Consider the following 18610-nt stretch of genomic DNA (forward strand, 5'->3'; position numbering starts at 1 on the left):
GCTGGCGAATCACGTGCGCCATATGTACGAGAGGTTGCTCTCACCTATCCATATGGTGCTACCTCGCCTTCTCGGGACAAAGCTCGGCGATAACTGCGAGGTTGCGGGCCTGCCGGAGCCTGATCAAACCGCTAAACTCCTCTATATCCGCCGCGCACAACCCATCAAGTAGACGTAACCACTCGAGCTGCCTATCGGTCAGGGTTGGGCCGCGCGGGTCTTCCGGACTTGTCCCCTCATTTAACCAGGTGAACCCTACGCCACAGGCTTGCGCAAGGCGCTTGAGCGTCTCGGTTTCCGGTCCACGCTTGCCGACAGTGCCCTTCAGGATTCTGTTGATCGTAGGTTGGGGAACGCCTGCAGCACGGCTCAACGCAGCCTGCGAGGTGAAACCAGCCTTTCTCATTGCATCATCGAGGTGATCACCGACGCTTGTTTCACTGTCCATAGCGGTCATTGTCCACTCTTTCGTATTCCAACAGACTACCTAATGCTGCCGAGGATGGAGCTGGTCACCGTCACAAGTCGACTCCGAGAAGAACCGAGAGTGCCGCCAACTTCTCCGGCGGCAAACGGGCTAGCTTTTCTGCCAGCCTGAGAACCTTAGGTGATGGTAGAACTGGCACGGGCTGTTGCGCCGGCGCCGAGACCCCCGTCTGCGGATCGCCCCGCCCCTCTGACAGCCAATATGCGGATACCCCAAGAACCGCTGCGAGCTTGGCTACTACTTTCGTCGATTGGCTGCCGTTACTTTCCAGCTGGGATAGCGTTGCCTGGGAAACGCCAACCCTTCGCGCGAGTTCGCCCTGCCGCATGCCCCGCTGGAGGCGAACCTGTTTAATACGATCTCCTATTGATGCCATGTCAACCTCTAAACCTACCGTGCCTAGACGGACTGCGAACTGGGCGGGCCTTTGTTTACGCGAATGCAGCTCGTGTTTGCAGCAAGGCAAGCTGCTCCGCCTCGGCTCTCTCGCATTCCCCACAGTGCTGCAGAATGCCCGCCCGTTCCTCGAAGTGTTCACGCTCTACCGGCGTCAACGCCTCTACGTCGTTACGAATGCGTCGATTGGAAACCTCTGCCCACTGCCTCGTTCCGTTACTCATTAACTGCTCCCCTTCGTAGCGAGGCATCTCAATGGCATCTTGCGAATATGGATGCACCAAAGACGCTTCGCACGCTGTACTCGTTTATAGAAGACACTCATGCCCCATAAGACAATCGCCCCCCGCGCCACCGGGAAAAGCCATGACGTCCCGGGCTCGTCGCCAATGGTTTGGACGATGGCTGCCTGGGTCATCACTAAGGCCGCCAGCGCCTGGGGCCAACTTACAAAGGCGATGTAACGTAAGCGCCGACCACCGCCGTAGCATTTGCGCAGGAATCTCAACTTCCAATCCGTACGGCGTAGTCCGCTTCGTTTCTTCGAACGTAAGGGGTTCCAACGGTATTTGCGAGGGAAAGCGGGCTTGAAAATGGCGACTCCTTGCGGCTCGACGGCGACACCGGTCGCCGATGCCTCGGTGGCAATATTGTATGGATTTTGTTCGGCTAAGTGTTAGTGCTTTCCGCGCACTCGGCTTCCAAATTTCAGCCCTTCGCGCATGACGGTGATCTGCAGTTCGCAGGCGGCCGCGGCTTGGTCATTCATGGCTCAGGCTTGCGAAAGTCTCCGGGAGGCAGCAGAGTATTAGCAGTAAAATAACGAGGCAGCCGACTTAAGGAGACGCTCCCTATGTGCTCGAATTATCGCCCTGCTACGCCGGTGCAACTTGAACAGCAGTTCGCGGTCGCGCCGCCGGACACCGAGTACAAGGCGGAAGCCTATCCGGGCTATATGGCACCAATGATACGCCCTCCCCGCACGGATTCTTTAGCCGGCGATCGAGCCTGCGCCCTGGCGATGTTTGGAATGGTCCCGCACTGGGCGGAGGAGAAGCTGTCGCGGCAAACTTACAATGCGAGGACTGAAACGGTCGCAGCCAAACCCTCCTTTCGCAATGCATTCAAAAAGAGGCAGTTTTGCATTGTCCCTGCAACCGGGATCTACGAACCATGCTATGAAAGCGGCAAGGCCGTCCGCCATGAAATTAGGGAAGCTGATGGCAGTCCGTTAGGGATCGCAGGCATATGGGAATACAAGGCAGAAGGACCGAATGGCTTGCCTTTACTCTCGATGTCTATGCTTACCATCAACGCTGACGGCCATCCGATTTTTCAGCGTATGCACAAACCCGACGACGAGAAGCGCATGCTGGTAATTATCCCGCCCGAAAGGTACGACGAATGGTTGCATAGTGCGGTTGAGGACGCCAGCAGCTTCTTTGTGCCTTATCCTGCGGATCGCCTGGTCACGGCCGAAGCTCCAAAGCAGACCAAAAGCACTGCGCAGCCAACGCTGCCTGACGCTTGAGGATTCCGGCAGTGATGGCGTTTGCGCGCCGAAAGATCAGACGAGACGCTCAGTCTGGGTCAGGCCCGTGCTTGACGAGGTTGAAAGCCGCACGGCCTACGATATGTGTCACGCCACCTAGCAACATGAGACCCCAGTACGGCAAGGGAAGCATCCATCGCGCTCCGGCGATGAAGGCAGCAGCGATGATTGAATAGACCACACAGCCACCGAGGGCACGCAACTGACCGTTCACAAATGTCTGCATCGTCATTGGGAGCGTCCGTCAGAAGTTGCTGTGCTGTCGATTGGCTGGCTCTGCCCTACCCTACATCTCTGAGCCGCCTCGCTCAGTGCATGGGCCGTGTGGCGAGCATATGTCGATACGGCCCGCCAGTATGCCGCCATGGGAGCCTTGCGACGTTTCCACGAGCGCTCAGCTTCGTCATTTGCTTGTTCGCGCAACTCTCGAAGCACCGCTTCCAGTGGTGCACGTTGCTCAGCTGGCAGAGCAAGTAACGCGCGACCGGCGGGAAGATCGAGCAGCGGATTGATATAGCCCATTCATCTCTCCATTGATTCATCATTGATGATCATTTTGGCAGGTGAGAGGCTAAAATTCTGAAAAAGTGCAGGCCATGTATCACCCAAGGGCTTGTGGACGGCTTGGCGCCTCGTCAACTCCGAATTACGGCCGCCGGCCTAGCGCTCGATGTCACGAAGAAGCCTACTTGGAAACCACTAAAAAGGAAGTCGCGCCCCGTGCAGCACTTACATAGCTTTTGGACCGATCGCTATGGAAGAAGTTTTTTCGAATGACGGTCGTTCCCGCTGTATTCTTGTTACTAGTCGCACTAACCTGAACTACCGAATGACTGCTTTTGATGCCGCCCTCCCCGTCCGCTACGGACACGAATCACTCTGCCGCCCGGTGTCGCGGCTGTACAGACATACACAGGGAGATGGGCTATGAATGACGTCGTGAGTCGTTCTGAGCTTCTTATACCGACACCGGCCGACCTGGTCGAGCTTCCCGCTACCCTTGATGGAAGTTACGGAACAAATCGAGCCAATCCGCATTTGAGCGGAAAACAAATCGAGGCGAACGACGACGTTTCCGCCATCGAAAGCTGGCTGGAAGCGAAATGCACTAATGACCATACGAGACGCTCATATCGCCGTGAGGCCTATCGGCTCCTCGTCTGGTCGGTGTATTTCCGTGAGAAGCCAATGTCCAGCTTGAAGGTGGATGACATCCGCGAGTTCGAACGCTGGCTTGGAGATCCGGTACGTCATTCAGACTGGCCAAGCAGGTGGAATATCTTCAACGGACCGCTGTCCGATGCCTCGCGCAACCAAGCGCTCACTATTCTCAAGGGAATGTTCAACTGGCTGGTGTCCGCGCAGTACTTGTCTGGCAATCCGTTCGTCCTGATGTCCTTCAAGGGCGGTAAGGATCGTAATTCGGCGCGGGTGAAACTTCCTCCAAAGCGGTTCTTCGAAGAGGACCTCTGGAAGTGGCTTACGAATTTTCTTGAACAACTACCATCGCTTGAATGGATTCTTGACGAAAATGGTGATCCGATCCCGCTCCCCGACGGCCAGAACGCAGATGGAACGATCACGTTCTGGACCGCCGAGAAGTGGCCCGCCCCGCGCGCTGAACGACTTCACTTTATCGTCCATTTCCTTTATGGATCGGCTGCCCGGCGGGCGGAATTGGCAAGCGGGATGATGGGCCATATTGCTTGTTCGAACGACGTCTGGTATTGGGAGGTGCATGGCAAAGGCGACAAGCCTGCAACAGTCGTGCTCGATGCAGAAACCATGTCCGCACTCCGCCGGTACAGAACGCATCGGGGGCTTTCACCTAGCCCTCAGCACGGTGAGGATCGCCTTCCGATCGTCGCGAAGTTGGACCGGGACGACGCAATAACGGACTGGATGATCTATCGGGAACTGAAATCCTTCCTGAAGCACGCCGAGATGTATCTCCGGCATGTAGAGCTGACGAATGAACAATGGCTTGGCAAATTGAAGCACGGATCGACCCACTGGCTTCGGCACACTTGGGCGTCACATGCGGCCGCGTCCGGCGTTCCCATTCGCATCACGGCTGATCAGCTGCGGCACACGTCGACGGCGACGACTGAGGCTGTCTATGTGCACCAGACGCTCGAAGACCGCGAGACGCATATCCGCCAGCTACGCGACCGACAGAAGCGATAGCATGGTCATCACCTCCTAAGGCTGACGGTGACTTCCGATCTCAAACCGCTCCACGACGAGGTTCTTCGGCGCATTGGCCGAAACCTATTGCTGTTTCAGCAGATCGAGGCGCTCTTCAAGCACGTGCTCGCTACACATAAGGCGGAAGGGGAACCCGAGAACTTTCAAGAACGGCTGCAGAAGGAAACTACAGCGATCAACCGGTCGATGATGGGTTCTCTTGTTGAGAAGTATGGGAAGGAGTTCCTTCAGGATGCAGGCACCGACCTTACAGATGAAGATCGTCCAGTAGCCTGGCTGAGCTTCAAGTTCCATCTTGTCGCGGAGACTGATGTGATCGTAAAGCTGCAGCGCGACATGGAGTTGATGAAGGACGCTCGCAACGAGCTCGTCCACGGCTTCCTGCCACGTTGGCAGCCTGACTCAAAAGAACGGCTAGAAGATGCGCTGTCCTACCTTGATCAGCAACGTGAGAACGCGATCCCTATGCTCGAACACCTTCGCGAGAGTGCGAGGCACCTGGACGAGGGTCGACGCCTCATGTTGGAGCTCATCTCAAGCGGTGAACATGAACGGTTAATGGAGCTGGCCTGGCTCAAGTCCAGCCCGCTAGTAGAGTTACTGCAACGTGTTGCGACTAGTCTGCCACGAGAAGACGGATGGACTTATCTCGCTCTTGCGGGCAATGTTGCGATGAGAGATCTGCCTGATGAAGTAAAGAACATCAAAGAACGTTACGGCCTGGCGAAATTCAAAGGGCTTCTTCTGGCAAGCGAGATGTTCGAGATCCGTGACGAAACGTTACCGGGTGGCGGGACACGGACGATATACAAGAACAAGAGCTCCAGCTAAGCATCGAAGTAGCATCCATCCCTAAAGGCTCTATGTTGAAGCAGCGATTTTTTGCATGATCAATCACAGCTTTGGGTACACATCGCTTTCTTCATATCGTCCAGATTTCCGTTGCCGCTTGCTTTCCATTGATCGACGATTGTTGTTATGCTGATGATGCTCAGAGAGCTATGCAGTTGCCATGGCAGCTACCATTCAAACGATGTTGAGCACAATTTGGTTACAGATGCCCATTAGGCTCCGTCATGATCATGAATGAGATGCCGTCGTAATACTCGAAAACCGTCGTCATATACTCGTATAAGCTGACTCCCCACGAGTAGCACTCGTCACGAACTACACCATTCGCCACTACGGCGTAATGGTGTTGCCAGCCATGCTCTGCATCGGGGGAGTACCAGACGCCTATGGGCAATAAATAGGGCCCCAAGAAGCTGGCACCTGGCACGGCGGACTTCATGAATAGAAATTTCACGTCCTTGACGCCAATTTTCTGTAGTCGAACAGCCTCTTCCACAGCCCAGTCAAAGCAATCCACAGTACGTGGATCATCTTTGGTGTAATGCTTTTTAATATTACTTACCAAGGTACTCTCTCATTGTAGAAAACGGCCGGCGATGTTCTCGATGCAGCGGCCAATATCTTTCAGTCCGGCAAATTGTAGCCTACCTCTTTAGTGATGCACCGGAGGGCTACAAATGAGCTAGAGATAGTTGACTCCCTGCTCAAACTTTTTCAGAATCTCCGCTCCATGGTTGTTATGATTTCTCCATAGTCTTTTCACTGAGGGGAATCCCCGTGACACGCCAAAACCAACAACCTTCAACAGTCTCGATGGGCAATATTGCGACGGCCAAAGATGTCGTCGCTGCTGTCGCAGCGATTGGCTTACCATTGCCGGGCCGTCCGGCCCTAGAAGCGATATCGGCTCACTGCCGTGACACGTTCCTCGAAGCGTTGCGCGCCTGCGTGACGAAGAAAGATAGCGATGGTGCCAAGCGTGCGTATGTCGAAAATGTGCTTGCATGCCTCGACCCGTCGGTTGCGGCGACATTGAAAGCATTGAATTTGAATGCGGAGCCCAGCGAGCTGATCGGAATTGCTGGCTTCCGTCCGGCCCGCTTTCGATCTGCAATTGCAGTTGCGTCAGACGTTGCGCACGAAAGGCATGAGGAGGCCGTCCAGTTTCTTCGCGTTCTAGTCGAAATGAAGCCGTGGCTGGAGCCCTCTGCGACCCAGCCCCAGAACACCGGAGGCTCCATCTACGATATACCGGGAATGCCTCCCGATCCGCATGCTCCGGTCGTGACCCAACCCGCTGATACCTCGCAGAACGAGCGACGGCGGCCTGCACCTGTCGCATCAAACGAAGTCCAAGAGAGCCCTACAGGGCGACACGTGCAAGCCGCATCCCATCCGGCTCAACAAGCAACGAACAGCCCATCAGAGGCAACGATGGAAAAATTCCGGTCGCACCATGTCTATGGGTCCGACTTCGCACTCTGCTTCAACGCGTCGACGTCAATGGACGGCAAGCCCTCAATCATGATCGATGCCGCGGCCGCCAATGGACAGCGTAGCTACGACTGGAAGAATGCGATCCATATCATGCTCGACGTTCGGGAAGTCACCTGCGTCTTGGCCGTGTTTCGTAAGTGGCGCCCACAAGTGGAGTTTTCCGCTCACGGCAAACGCAATGACAAGTCCTTCTCGCTCGCATGGCAGGGTCCGCATTTCTACTGCAAGGTGTCGGCGAGGATGGATCACAAGCCTGTACGGGCTGTGAAGATCATGTCGCATGACGCAATCCAAGTTGCTATGCTCTTTCTGGAACAACTGCTCCTTGCCTATCCCAACGTGCCAGCGAGCGAGGTGCTGGAGCTGGCGCGCTCGGTCAACACATTCGATGATCGCAAGGTAGCGCACCAGTAATGTCGCTATCGGATGGGGTGGCGCCGGAAGTTGTAGAGACCGAAGCAACCGGGCATGATCCGGTCGCGGCGATGTTGCATAAACTCCGGCGACTCGGCGTCACGTCCTGGGAGCAGCCGCTATTGTGCGTGCCGAAAGCGTATGCCGACTTCTCCAAGGTGCTCTCGCTGGAAGAAGCGCTTCCGAAAATCGGCGTTCCGGCCGAGGAAGGTCTATTTTCCCTGATCGTCTCCGGGATTCCGGTCGTCGTGCCGGAGCCGAAACGCCGTATTGTCCTGTCCGCAACGGACGGCATGCTTTCAGTGAAGATCGTGGTTTTCGATGATCTTGGGCGTGACCTCGCCTATTGGAGGGGCCTGAGAATCGGTGAGCGGATCAATGTCAGGTCCATCCTGCACATCCGCAATGGAACCCTCCAGTTCACGTCACCAGAGCCAGTTCCTGAGGTTATGGCGAGTTCTGTTTTTCCCCGCTACCCAAGCCGCCGCGGCGTCGTGTCGGAGAATGCCCTGTATGACGCTACACGCCATGCTCTTCGGCACCATCTGAAAGACACAGTCGTAGTGATCCTACGATCGCTGTCTCCAATGGACGAAGCTCAGGTTTGCACCAACGCGCAGCTGAAGTATTCGAGCCTGTCCGATCTCCTTCGTGACCTGCATGCGCCTGTAACCATGGCGGCCGCCGAGATCGCAACCGCCGAAGTGCGAAAGCTGGCGGCGTATTCGGTGATGATCAATGCGCAGCGTATGAAGCGACAGAACCCGATCGCGGGCTCAGCGCTGCGCGTGACTAGCGAAGATGCTGATCGGTTGATTGCCTCATTGCCGCTCAAGCTCACAGCCGACCAAGCGCAAGGGATTGCGGAAATCATCAAGGATCTTTCCCGCCCGATTCCTATGTTCCGTCTCCTGTCCGGAGATGTCGGCACCGGCAAAACGATTACCTATGCAGTCCCGGCGGTCGCGGCGCGCAATGCTGGCCACCTGGTCGCGATCCTGACTCCGAATAGCGTGCTGGCCGAGCAGCTTGCCGGCGAGATCGCGGAATTCTTTGGGCGCGATGTGCCTCTGATAGTGGTGACGGGAGGATCGAAGAGAAAGCTGGACCTTTCCGGTAATCCGATTGTCATCGGTACAACTGCCCTTCTGTCGCGGCTCAAGGCCCAGAGTGCATGCCTGGCTATGCTCGTCGTCGACGAACAGCAGAAGTTTTCGGTAAGCCAGAAGCAGGCTGTGGTGGAAACAGGCACGAACCTGCTCGAAGTCACGGCGACGGCGATCCCGCGCACAACGGCATTGGTGACGCACGGGGGCATGGACATCTCGATCCTACGCGACTGTCCCGTATCGAAGAACATACAAACACGAATCGTGTCCGCGAAGGACGCGGAGCGGTTGTTTTCCCATACCGTCAAGGTGCTGGCCACCGGTGCCCAAGTTGCGGTGGTCTATCCACTTGTCGACGATCCTGAGCAGGAAAAGCGCAGCGTCGTGGCCGCCTACGAGACCTGGTCGCGCCGGTTCCCTGGCAAGGTTGGTATGGTCTACGGTGCCATGAAGGAGGGAGAAAAGAACGAGGTCATACGCAAGCTCAAGGAGAGGGAGCTTTCTGTCCTGGTGAGCTCGACCGTCATCGAGATCGGTGTGACCATTCCAGCGCTCAAGTCCATCGTCGTGGTCAATGCCGATCGGTACGGCGTGTCGACCCTACATCAGCTCCGTGGGCGGGTGGCCCGTCGCGGCGGCACTGGTTATTTCTTTGTATATCTGCCGGATAAAGTGAAGCCGGAGACTATGACCAGGCTGCAGCTGCTTGAACAGTTCAACGATGGCTTCTCGCTTGCGGAGCACGACGCCGAGCTCAGGGGTTACGGAGATCTAAGCAAAGAGGGAGACCGCCAGCATGGTTCCTCCCGTAGCACCCTATTTGTAGGTATCGAGCTCGTCCCCTCCGATATCCACCAGTTTGGGACGTCGACACACCTAAAGATCATTTCCACTTAGGAGTGTCGAATCGAGCTCGACCTAACGCACTGCGTGCGACGCGGATAGGTTGCAAGGTAAATTTAGGGAGTTGCCTTCATACGTGCAAGCAGATCATTCAAGGTTCGCTTTGCTGCCGCGTCATATGCCAATCGATTCATGTATGCCTCTCGTTCTACCGGAGACAGCGCGGCGTAGATCTTGCCACGCAACACGGCCGCGTTGAGATTCCCGAGTTCGTAGGACTTGCCAGCGACCTCCATTACAGCGATTTTTTGCTCCAACGTAGACTGTGGCATGCAGCCGGCGACCGCAAAAAGCGCGTCCGCCTTCAATGGTTTGTACCGGCCTGGCTCCAGCTGCGGGAGTACCATAGTGTCCGTACACACCTTATCTAAATAGCCCAATGCGTTGTATTTAACACGCAGCCATGTATCCGCAAGCCATGTCCCAAACATTGATTCGCGCTTGAGTTGCGCAGCCTTAGCTGGATCTTTTGGTGTACCGATCCCGTCCTGATAGGCAACGGCGAGTCCATGAATCGCATACGGATTCAAACCAATCCTTCCGCCGTAACGCTTTTTGCTCGCATCGTCAAGTTGTGACTGCCAAATCCTGACGGCCTTTTCTGGGTCTGCTTCTATCCCGTGGCCCCAGAATAATAGCCATGCATAAAAGGCGGCTGCATCAGTATGCTCGTCCTTGGCGAGGGCCGCCATTTTTACCGCTTCGTGCGGATTCGGATCGACTCCGTAGCCATACAGATAGTACTCTGCAAGTACCGTTTTGGCCGCAGCAACGAGATGTGCTTTCTCTTCTGCGTCTCTGCCCTGTGCCATAGCAACGGCGCGTACGAACTGGTAAGACCGCTGCGGGTCTTGCCGCACGCCGTCTCCCTGTTCGTATCTGTAGGCTAGATTCCAGTCCCCTTCCAAGGTGCCTTCAGCCTTATGATAGAACTCCGCCGCTTTTCCTCGATCTTCGTTTGACCTTGATGGTGGACTGGCATAGTAGTCGCCAATACCAATGTACGCGGTCTTGCGGCCCTTGGCAGCAGCCTGCTCATAGAGACTCAGTGCCTGCTCTTTATCCATTGGAACGCTACCGTAACCATGGAAAAGAACTTTCGCGAACTCTTCCTGTGCCGCAGGATCTTCCAGTTTCACTGCAGCGCGCAAGTAATCCAACGCTTGCTTCTCGTTTCGCTCTACACCTTTGCCGTTCCAAAAAATCTTGTACAAGTGCAGTAGTGCGACAGGGTCGGATGTTCTCTTTTCAAAAACGGTCCGTGCCTTGTCATACTGCTTGGAGTTATAAAACTGCAAACCTTCTTCAGCACTCGGAGCGCATCCAATTAATAGGAAACATACGGCAGCGCTGGCATAGATCTTTTTCACCTCAAGCACCCCAAACGCTTAATTGCGTGAGCCGATCGGTGAAAGCTGCTCCCATATAGATTTTGTCCATTCTGCGTATTTTCCTATCGTTATTTTGAACATAGACGCTGAGAGGCTGGATCTCTTGGCGTGTTGCAACATCATAGCGGGTGAAAAGCTCGCATGACTAGCCTGGCTACCTTCAAGCGTGGTCATAGAATTTTCGCAGTGGCGATCCGTCGTAGACAACGCGGCTCGTTTCAGTCTCGTCGAAAACGAGTTCGATAGCCATCGCTCCCTTCACCCAGTGAATGACCGTTTCCCACTTATTCCGCCAGATCGTTACCGCTGACTCATGGCGAGGCAAACAGACCCCTCCGTTTTGCGGAACCACCGTTCTGAGGAGCACTATTATCATTCATCGCAAAAAGCGGCGAAGAATGGCCCTTTTTGGGGAAAGATTCTTGAAGAGTACTCATAAGTTTCTGAAAAATAAGGCCAATAGATCGCAAAGAAGGTAGGTGCCAGCGTGTGTTGTGAGCTTACGTTCCATGGACTAGCCTCGATTACCCGCCTTCTTGATTTTTCAGCTAGTGACTATCGTCTCAGGTAAACTTATTTCTTAGGAAACAACGACACACCCCTTTGTATGCGAGTCACAATGAGTTTGCCTTTCGTCCAATGACACTTCCAATTACCCGATTTTTCGAAGAGAGACTGCGAGCTCCTTATGAGACGCTACTACGCACACAAGTCGCAACACGGTTGACTGGCAATTTCCGCTTAGATGGGGTGGAGATATCGTCTGACCAGGAACTTGAGTTTCCAACGGATGAGGTCTTGGGGGTCGATCATATTGAGGCATCTGATCTGGCGCAGCTCCTGATGGTCTTCAACGGTAGTCGGGTGCACGAACAACCTCAGCACGACACCGGGCAAGACGACTCGCCTCCTGGCGTTTACTTCACTTATGTGAATTCCGAGGTGGTATGGCCGGGCCACAAGAACCGAATCGGCGTGTACCGTACGGGTGATGAAAATGCCCTCTTTCTCGCTGCCGATGAGGCGCTTGAGGCCGTAGGGGCTGCCGGCGATCCACAGCGGGCTGTCCACGTCGATCATTTTTACCTTCATGACGACGCACCTAACCTTCTCGGAACGGTAGCTTTTGCGCTTAGTGCCATCGTTGCTCATCGCCTTGGGTTTTCGACAATCTCGCTTATCGCGGGCGGCGGAGTAGGCTACAACCCACGAATGTTTGGTTATAAATTCTGGCCCCAGCTTGGATTCGACGCTGACGTGGAAGAAATCGAAGTCAGAGGAAAGGCAGAACTGCGACATTGCCGCTCTGTCCAACAGATCATCGCCATCGACCTTGAATGGTGGAAGGTCAATGGTACTCAACGCTGGATGGAATTTGACCTCAGGGCCGAAAGTCCTAGCTGGGGAAAACTGCTAGAATACTTGCATGGAAAGGGGCTGATATGACCCGTTTAGCAAAAGCCAAACTCTCAACTGCGAACACGAAAAGTGCCGCCGGCAAAGTTGCGGTCAAATTGACATTTGGGTCGATCCCTGTGGTTAGCGCCCAAGACCTTCAACGTTTGCGGCGCAAAGCAAAAGAGAATACGAATCGAATTTTCCCGGAATTGCCGGAATGGCAAGGGGCAAAGTAGAGTAACAGGGGCCGATGGCCCCTTTTTCATTCTTGGTGCCACTTCTTATATTGAGGTTCTGATCTCGCCTCAAACTTGAGGGCGACTTGATGAAGCTCATAATCCGCCCGGCAGCGCACCGCAATATCGTTTAGCGCAAATATAGCGTGAGCTTCCCAATCCCCTGCGCACTACCATTTTGTTGCGTCAACATAGATTTGGTAGTAACCTTCCAAAATGTAAACATCGGAATTTGAAATTTTGGCATTTCTAGCCAAGGGGCCGGTGTTCGCCTAATATTTTGGGAGTGGGAATGACCCTTGATCTTGACTTGCCGCCGCTATCCGACATCAAAGTGGATGGTGATGAACTCATTCGCCTCTCGAATCGCTCAGCCAATATGTTAGAGCGGATTCGGGATTCGATGCTTCAGCCACACCCGAGAAAGCAACCTCCGATCTATCCAAGCAATAAGCTGCAATTACTATGCAACATCGATAAGACTAAAATGCAGTCGCTGCTTCGGAGTGGCAAGGTCCCGCAGGGAAGCCAAGAAGCACCAGGCCGCATGCGCAACTTCAGCCTTGAAGAAGCCATGGAATGGGTGAGAGCTACCCGCAAATCGATGCCCCGTCCTGAAGGCAAAAAGGGATCGGTTATCACCATTGGCAATTTCAAAGGTGGTGTCACCAAGACGACAACGTCCATGGTGCTCGCTCAGGGCCTCACGGTACGTCACAACCGGAAAGTTCTGATTGTCGATCTGGACCCACAGGGATCAACCACTACGTTCTTTGGAATCAATCCTCACGCAGAGATCGAAGCTGACCAGACCGTCCTGCCCCTGATCGAGGGAAAAGAACCCGATCTGAAGTATGCGCCAATGAAGACCTACTGGCACAACTTGGACCTCATCCCCTCCTCCACCGACCTGTTCAACGCGGAGTTCATCCTCCCGGCAAAGGTGAACATGGGTGAGGACGCACAGTTCAAGTTCTGGCAGGTTCTATCCAAAGGGCTCGAGCCGTTACGCGAGGAATACGATTACATCATTCTCGACACGGCCCCTACCCTTTCCTATCTCACCATCAATGCCCTGTTCGCCGGCGATTCGATCATCGTTCCGGTCGTCCCCGACACCCTGTCCTTCGCTTCTATGGTCCAGTTTTGGAAGCTGTTCTCTGATCTGGTTCAGGGCTTGAAGGGGTTCGAGGGCGAAGGTGGCGATAAAGCTTTCGACTATATCGACATCCTGATCACACGCATGCCGAACAAGCCGGCGGCCACGATCTGCCGTGACTGGATCATCAAGACATACGGCGACCACGTCCTGCCAATGGAGATTCCCGAGACAGCGTTGGCGATGTCCACAAGTGCGGAGTTTTCGACTGTGTACGACAGGCCAAACTGGGAAGGCAGTGCAGAGTCTTACCGCCGTATTTGCGACCCGTACGACCGCTTGGTGGATATCGTCGACCAAAAAGGCTGTCAGATTTGGCGCCGGTAAGGAGAAGAGAATGTCATTAAAAGATAGGCTAGCGAAGAAAGCTTTGGGTGTAAACACCGACGACCTGGACTCGCGTCCGGGTCCTTCCGACTATCAGCCTCGAACGGCTCCTGGCCAGCTTATGGGGCTTCAGGCCAAGGTCGCAAATCTGGAAAAGGAACTCGCTGCGGCGCGTGGTGCAGGTGCCGGCATGTCGCAGACGATCCCACTGGACCAGCTTCACGAGATCGAAGGACGCCGCCGCAAACTCACCGATGATCAGTTCGAAGAACTGAAGGAAAACCTTCGGAACAATGACCTTATTACGCCGGTGACGGTACGGCCTCGCGAGTCCGGCGGATTTGAAATCGTCTCAGGCCATAACCGCGTCGCGGCATTTCGCGAACTTGGACGGGCAGAGATCGAAGCTGTGGTCCGGTCGCTGGATGAAGAGCGGGCAGTGCTGGGCGCGTTTTATGCAAACCTGCTGCAGCCCAACCTTCCGGACTACGAGAAGTACCACGGCTTCCGGCTCATCCGTGAACGCCGGCCCGATCTGACTCAAGAGCAGATCGCTCAAATGGCGGGCGTGTCCCAATCATTGGTATCCAAGCTGCTGGCTTTCGAAGATCTTCCGGCGGACGTCCATACCATTCTCATGAGTCGACCTGATGCAATCGGAGCTCCAGCTGCAAGATCGCTGGCGGCACTGGCGAAACAAGGCAAGACGCAACAGGTGATCGACGCGGTTCGGAAGGTTACTGACGAAGGCATGGACCAAGCGGCGGCCGTAGCATATGCGTCGAAGGTCGATGCGGCACCGGCGCAGGCGAAGCCCAAGGTAGACATCAAGACGTTCAAGGTCGGCAAGAAGCCTCTGTGCAGTTACCGTAGGACCGACACCATGCTTCGCGTCGATTTCAAAGATCCCAGCCATGCGGATGCTTTCCACAAGGAATTGGACGAACTCTTGGCGCGGTATGCGGCTGGATTAGGCAAGGAGTAGTTTATTCCATTGGAATAATACGGAAAATCAAGGACTTAGTTTTTTGGATCAGTACGACTCATGATCATCAACCTGAAGCAAAGCTACCCTGCTCCGTTTTATTCCAACGGAATAATGTTTAAATTCAATGACTTAAGTTTTTTGATGAAGGAGAAACCACGATGAACAGGTAAATATCACCTTTTCGTGGCCGAAAAAAGCAAAAGCCCGCTGGGGAGCGGGCCTTGCTGCATCGGAGACCAACACTGGGGAAGTGCGACTCGCGAGCGATCAAAACCGAGTCTATCCCTAAGTCTCTCTGAGTGCAAGACGCCACAGCCATTTTCTTGCACGCTTAGGGATGTTTTTGTGAATTTTCACAAACGCATCAGGGTGTAATTCACCCCTGCCCTTCCCTACCGTGTGTGCCATCCAACTTTGCGTCCGTTCGCGGACAGCGGAGCGATACTTTGCACCCCAACGATTTATCCCGTGGGGTTGACGGTGTCATGGCGCAGGACAACTGCTATCGGCACGTGCCGGTGGAAGGACGCGTCTTGCCCAAGGCATTGATCAACGCCCAGGCAGCAACAAAACATCCGCACAACTGCATGGACCTCAAAAAAGGAGGCCGCCGTGCGCTTCATGCCATCCTCGCTTTCTACAACCTGAAAACGCGTGCGGCCATCTTCCCGTCCCGCGAGGTCCTGGCACGCGAAGCATCGATATCCGTCCCTACCCTGCACCGCGATCTAGCCGAGCTGGAGGCACGCGAATACATCGTTCGGCTACCCCAGAAACACAAGTCGGTTGCGACCGGTGCCAACGCCGGCAAATTCTGGATCGCCCCAATTTCTCTCACCCAGAAGGCGCTGGTCTTGCTCGGCCTAGATAGAGTTATTCACAGCCAGCCGCCTCTCAAAGTGATAGACGGCGTATATATAGATAAAGAACATACCAAGGAAGTACAGTCTTCTTTGAAGAACACAATCCCTCCCGGGACCGCCAAAGGAAAAGCGGCTGCCAACCCCGAGGTCGATCCAGCAACGCGTCTTCCCAAGGATCTGGTTCTCCTGACAGAGCTCGGGTTGACCAAGGGCGGCATCTTCCTCCTCATGAAAATCGCATCCAAAGCCGGCAAGCGCCTGTCCGATATCGTGGACTACCGCCGGGATCGAATCGCGTCTCTTCGGCTCCATGGCCGCGCCCTGTTCAGCTATCTGCGGGATCTGGCCAGCGCCGAAGTCGACTTCGCCTACCTGGCGAACCAGGCGCGGGACAAGCAAGCAGAGTCTGAGGACGTCCGTGAAGCGAAGTCGTTGCAGATGCGTCTGCATCGTCACTGTGACGGGTACGAGATTCGCCGGCACGGAGAAGTCGTCGGCGTGTTCCGCGCGGCCAGTTCGCCGGAAGATTGCGGACGCATCGAAATGGCTGACGGAACGCGACCGTTGAATCTCCGAGTTGCAATGACGTTGCTGCGCGGCGCCTTCACGTTCACTGCTCCGCAGGCCTACAGCTACTGACCGACGGTGATCATCAATGAAAAGTCTACCTGCCTCGTTCACTCAAAACCTTTCGGCCCCGATTCAGCGGTCGCCGGGTCAGCAGATGTTGACCGGGCATTCGAAGGAGGGCGTTGCTACCCGTGTGCAGACCAAGGTTACATGCATCATTCAGGAGTCCCAGTTCCACCTCGGCCGTGTGCGCCGGACGATATTGCGATAAATTACCATCTCGAAAATTACCGTCGCCCGTATGTCCAAGTCTTCGCCGCTGAAAAATCCTAACGGGACGTTGTTTGGAGAGCCTGAGGAACCACGTCTGGAAATCCGGAAAGCGCACCAGGCGATTTTCATCCGCCCTGACCAAAACCCGGTCCCACTCGTTGCTCGAAAGCTGTTCAACGTCCTTGTGCGTCATGCGCAGGAATCCGGCCTCCAGCATGAGAAGTACAGCATTCCATTCCGTACGATCGTCGAGCAGTTGGCATACGAGTCGAACGATTACGATCTCCTGAAGGGACACCTCCGTCAGCTCCAGAAGATTCAGGTCGAATGGGATGCGATCACGGAAAAGGGCAAGCGACAGTGGGGCGTAAGCGGCCTGGTGATGTACGCACAGATAGCCGATGGTGTGTGTACCTATGCCTTCATGGAATCCATCAAGGCCGAGCTGCTCAACCCACAGGAAAATTACTTCCGCTTTGATCTCCGGCTGCAATCGTTGTTTCGCAAGCCATCGTCTCTCGCTCTCTACGAGATGTGCGGGAGATACGCGACAAATCCGAGCCGCCTGACGGCGCGTCTGCACTGGACGGAGTGGCGGGATCTGCTGAGCAGAGACGAAAATCACTTGTACGACGAATACAAGTTTTTCAATTCGCGTTTGCTCAAGCCCACGATCGCAGAGGTCAATGCGATGAGTGATCTCGAAATCGAGCCGATCATCTATAAGGACGGCAGGTCGGTGACAGAGATCCAGTTCAAGGTGAAGCTCAAAGCTTCACTACCGGCTATCCCGAAAGACGCTAAGGCATTCAATACCGAAGCGTACAAGCGCATCATCGCATTCGGAATCAACCCTACGCGGGCGCGCAAGGCTATGTCGCAGTACAGCCCTCAAGAAATAGACGCGGCGACGGACCTTTTGGAAAAGCGACTGAAGGCGCCCAACCTGCAGAAAGTCAGTAGCGCCGAGGCCTATTTTTTTGATGCTCTCAAAAAGGGTTATGCGCCGCCACCAACGCCGGTTCCAGGGACGGGCACTCAGGACGCGGCGGCTACCGTGCAAAAGCTAAAAGACGACATCAAAGCGGCATATGATGCCCAGCGTTTGGGCAATGCCGAGCGGCTCTATTATGAATTAGACGAGACAGAGCAAACCCGGTTGCGCGAAGAGTTCGTGCAGACCCAGACCGAGGTGTCAGCGGCTGGCTCCGCACTCAAATTGTTCCGGTCGAAGGGATTCAAGTCGAAGACTGCATCCGCCATTTTCTTCGCCTGGTACGCGAGGAAGACGTGGGGCGACGTTAGCGAGATGGACCTCCTCAACTTCGCAATTCAATCCGGTATGGTAGCGCCGGCAAAGTAGGGCGCGGCGAGACCATTACAACTGAGTTGACCTGTCGAGGGTCAACTGGTTAGGTACGTTCGGACCTCTGATATTAGGCACCGAATAGTGCAAAAACAGCGTCGGGGCCGGTCACTTGGTAGCCGTTTGTGCCGTTGCGAAGTGAGGACATAAAAAAATATTTTGCCTTTTCATCTCTTCCTGTAAACAGTCACCTATCCGTCTGCTTCCTGTAAATGGTCACCTATGACTAAGACCATTCGTAGAATCATGGACTTAGCTCAGAATCGGTGGAGATTTTCCTGTACATGGTCACCTATTCAATTCCACCATATAAATCAGGGAGTTAAGGGCCAAATTACTAAACAAACCGTTCCCGAATCCAGTCACCTATACAGAGCTCTTCCTGTAAATGGTCACCTATTCCTGAATCCAGTTACCTGACTTCCTGAAAGTAGTCACCTCACATCCCGAATCCAGTCACCTTTTTTCCTGACGACAGTCACCTGTCTTCCTGTAGATAGTCACCTATCCCCTTGCAACCCTTTGTTTCATAAGAGAAATCCGAACCCTTAATGTTTACAAGGTTTACAAGGGTTATTTCAATTACTCTCAAGTAACGGGAGTTTTCGCCAGAAAAACCCG

General features: G+C 54.6%; 18 protein-coding genes. 11 read left to right on the forward strand and 7 right to left on the reverse strand.

What is annotated here, in order from left to right; translation table 11 throughout:
- Positions 1–58: 58 nt before the first annotated feature.
- The 3 genes from RY831_RS03315 to RY831_RS03320 form a co-directional block, all read right to left on the reverse strand.
- The gene (locus tag RY831_RS03315) at positions 59–457 is read right to left on the reverse strand and encodes a helix-turn-helix domain-containing protein (RefSeq protein WP_326504911.1); all 399 of its coding nucleotides are present in this window, start codon (positions 455–457) and stop codon (positions 59–61) included.
- A 61-nt stretch (positions 458–518) separates the two neighbouring features.
- Positions 519–863 carry a helix-turn-helix domain-containing protein gene (locus tag RY831_RS33190; RefSeq protein ID WP_367576079.1) on the reverse strand — a complete coding sequence of 115 codons (345 nt, stop codon included), beginning with the start codon at positions 861–863 and terminating at the stop codon, positions 519–521.
- 55 nt (positions 864–918) lie between these two features.
- Positions 919–1107 (reverse strand): hypothetical protein, encoded by a 189-nt coding sequence (locus RY831_RS03320; RefSeq protein WP_326504912.1) that lies wholly within the window; start codon positions 1105–1107, stop codon positions 919–921.
- A 629-nt stretch (positions 1108–1736) separates the two neighbouring features.
- Here RY831_RS03320 and RY831_RS03325 point away from each other — a divergent pair.
- Entirely contained in the window at positions 1737–2414 is a 678-nt protein-coding gene (locus RY831_RS03325; RefSeq protein WP_326504913.1) for an SOS response-associated peptidase, read from the forward strand.
- 49 nt (positions 2415–2463) lie between these two features.
- Here RY831_RS03325 and RY831_RS03330 read toward each other — a convergent pair whose 3' ends face one another.
- Positions 2464–2667 (reverse strand): hypothetical protein, encoded by a 204-nt coding sequence (locus RY831_RS03330; RefSeq protein ID WP_326504914.1) that lies wholly within the window; start codon positions 2665–2667, stop codon positions 2464–2466.
- Positions 2664–2957, reverse strand: coding sequence for a hypothetical protein (locus tag RY831_RS03335; protein WP_326504915.1), 294 nt, complete (start codon positions 2955–2957; stop codon positions 2664–2666). The genes RY831_RS03330 and RY831_RS03335 overlap by 4 nt, the downstream gene beginning before the upstream one ends.
- A 405-nt stretch (positions 2958–3362) precedes the next feature.
- Between RY831_RS03335 and RY831_RS03340 the strand changes: the two genes are divergently transcribed.
- Both RY831_RS03340 and RY831_RS03345 read left to right on the forward strand, forming a co-directional pair.
- Positions 3363–4622: a tyrosine-type recombinase/integrase gene (locus tag RY831_RS03340; RefSeq protein ID WP_326504916.1), complete on the forward strand. Its 1260-nt coding sequence runs from the start codon at positions 3363–3365 to the stop codon at positions 4620–4622.
- A gap of 27 nt (positions 4623–4649) precedes the next feature.
- The gene (locus tag RY831_RS03345; protein ID WP_326504917.1) at positions 4650–5474 is read left to right on the forward strand and encodes an LOTUS domain-containing protein; all 825 of its coding nucleotides are present in this window, start codon (positions 4650–4652) and stop codon (positions 5472–5474) included.
- A 220-nt stretch (positions 5475–5694) separates the two neighbouring features.
- Here RY831_RS03345 and RY831_RS03350 read toward each other — a convergent pair whose 3' ends face one another.
- A complete protein-coding gene (locus RY831_RS03350; RefSeq protein WP_326504918.1) occupies positions 5695–6060 on the reverse strand; it encodes a hypothetical protein in 366 nt (121 codons plus the stop codon).
- 212 nt (positions 6061–6272) lie between these two features.
- On the opposite strand from RY831_RS03350, the gene RY831_RS03355 reads away from it, so the two are divergent.
- Both RY831_RS03355 and RY831_RS03360 read left to right on the forward strand, forming a co-directional pair.
- Positions 6273–7406 (forward strand): hypothetical protein, encoded by a 1134-nt coding sequence (locus tag RY831_RS03355; protein WP_326504919.1) that lies wholly within the window; start codon positions 6273–6275, stop codon positions 7404–7406.
- Entirely contained in the window at positions 7406–9412 is a 2007-nt protein-coding gene (locus tag RY831_RS03360; RefSeq protein WP_326504920.1) for a DEAD/DEAH box helicase, read from the forward strand. The genes RY831_RS03355 and RY831_RS03360 overlap by 1 nt, the downstream gene beginning before the upstream one ends.
- Before the next feature lie 62 nt (positions 9413–9474).
- Here RY831_RS03360 and RY831_RS03365 read toward each other — a convergent pair whose 3' ends face one another.
- Positions 9475–10788: a tetratricopeptide repeat protein gene (locus RY831_RS03365; RefSeq protein ID WP_326504921.1), complete on the reverse strand. Its 1314-nt coding sequence runs from the start codon at positions 10786–10788 to the stop codon at positions 9475–9477.
- A 744-nt stretch (positions 10789–11532) separates the two neighbouring features.
- On the opposite strand from RY831_RS03365, the gene RY831_RS03370 reads away from it, so the two are divergent.
- The 6 genes from RY831_RS03370 to RY831_RS03395 all read left to right on the forward strand — a co-directional run bounded on the left by RY831_RS03370 (position 11533) and on the right by RY831_RS03395 (position 17986).
- The gene (locus RY831_RS03370) at positions 11533–12255 is read left to right on the forward strand and encodes a hypothetical protein (RefSeq protein WP_326504922.1); all 723 of its coding nucleotides are present in this window, start codon (positions 11533–11535) and stop codon (positions 12253–12255) included.
- Entirely contained in the window at positions 12252–12443 is a 192-nt protein-coding gene (locus RY831_RS03375; protein ID WP_326504923.1) for a hypothetical protein, read from the forward strand. The genes RY831_RS03370 and RY831_RS03375 overlap by 4 nt, the downstream gene beginning before the upstream one ends.
- A 292-nt stretch (positions 12444–12735) precedes the next feature.
- Positions 12736–13929: a ParA family protein gene (locus RY831_RS03380; RefSeq protein WP_326504924.1), complete on the forward strand. Its 1194-nt coding sequence runs from the start codon at positions 12736–12738 to the stop codon at positions 13927–13929.
- A 10-nt stretch (positions 13930–13939) separates the two neighbouring features.
- On the forward strand, positions 13940–14914 hold the full coding sequence (locus RY831_RS03385; protein WP_326504925.1) for a ParB/RepB/Spo0J family partition protein: 975 nt from the start codon (positions 13940–13942) through the stop codon (positions 14912–14914).
- A gap of 488 nt (positions 14915–15402) precedes the next feature.
- Positions 15403–16419, forward strand: a complete 1017-nt coding sequence (locus RY831_RS03390) for a hypothetical protein (protein WP_326504926.1) — start codon at positions 15403–15405, stop codon at positions 16417–16419.
- 232 nt (positions 16420–16651) lie between these two features.
- On the forward strand, positions 16652–17986 hold the full coding sequence (locus RY831_RS03395; protein WP_326504927.1) for a replication initiation protein: 1335 nt from the start codon (positions 16652–16654) through the stop codon (positions 17984–17986).
- Positions 17987–18610: the final 624 nt, after the last annotated feature.

The organism is Noviherbaspirillum album, assembly GCF_035916955.1.
GTDB classification, from domain to species: Bacteria; Pseudomonadota; Gammaproteobacteria; order Burkholderiales; family Burkholderiaceae_D; genus Noviherbaspirillum; species Noviherbaspirillum album.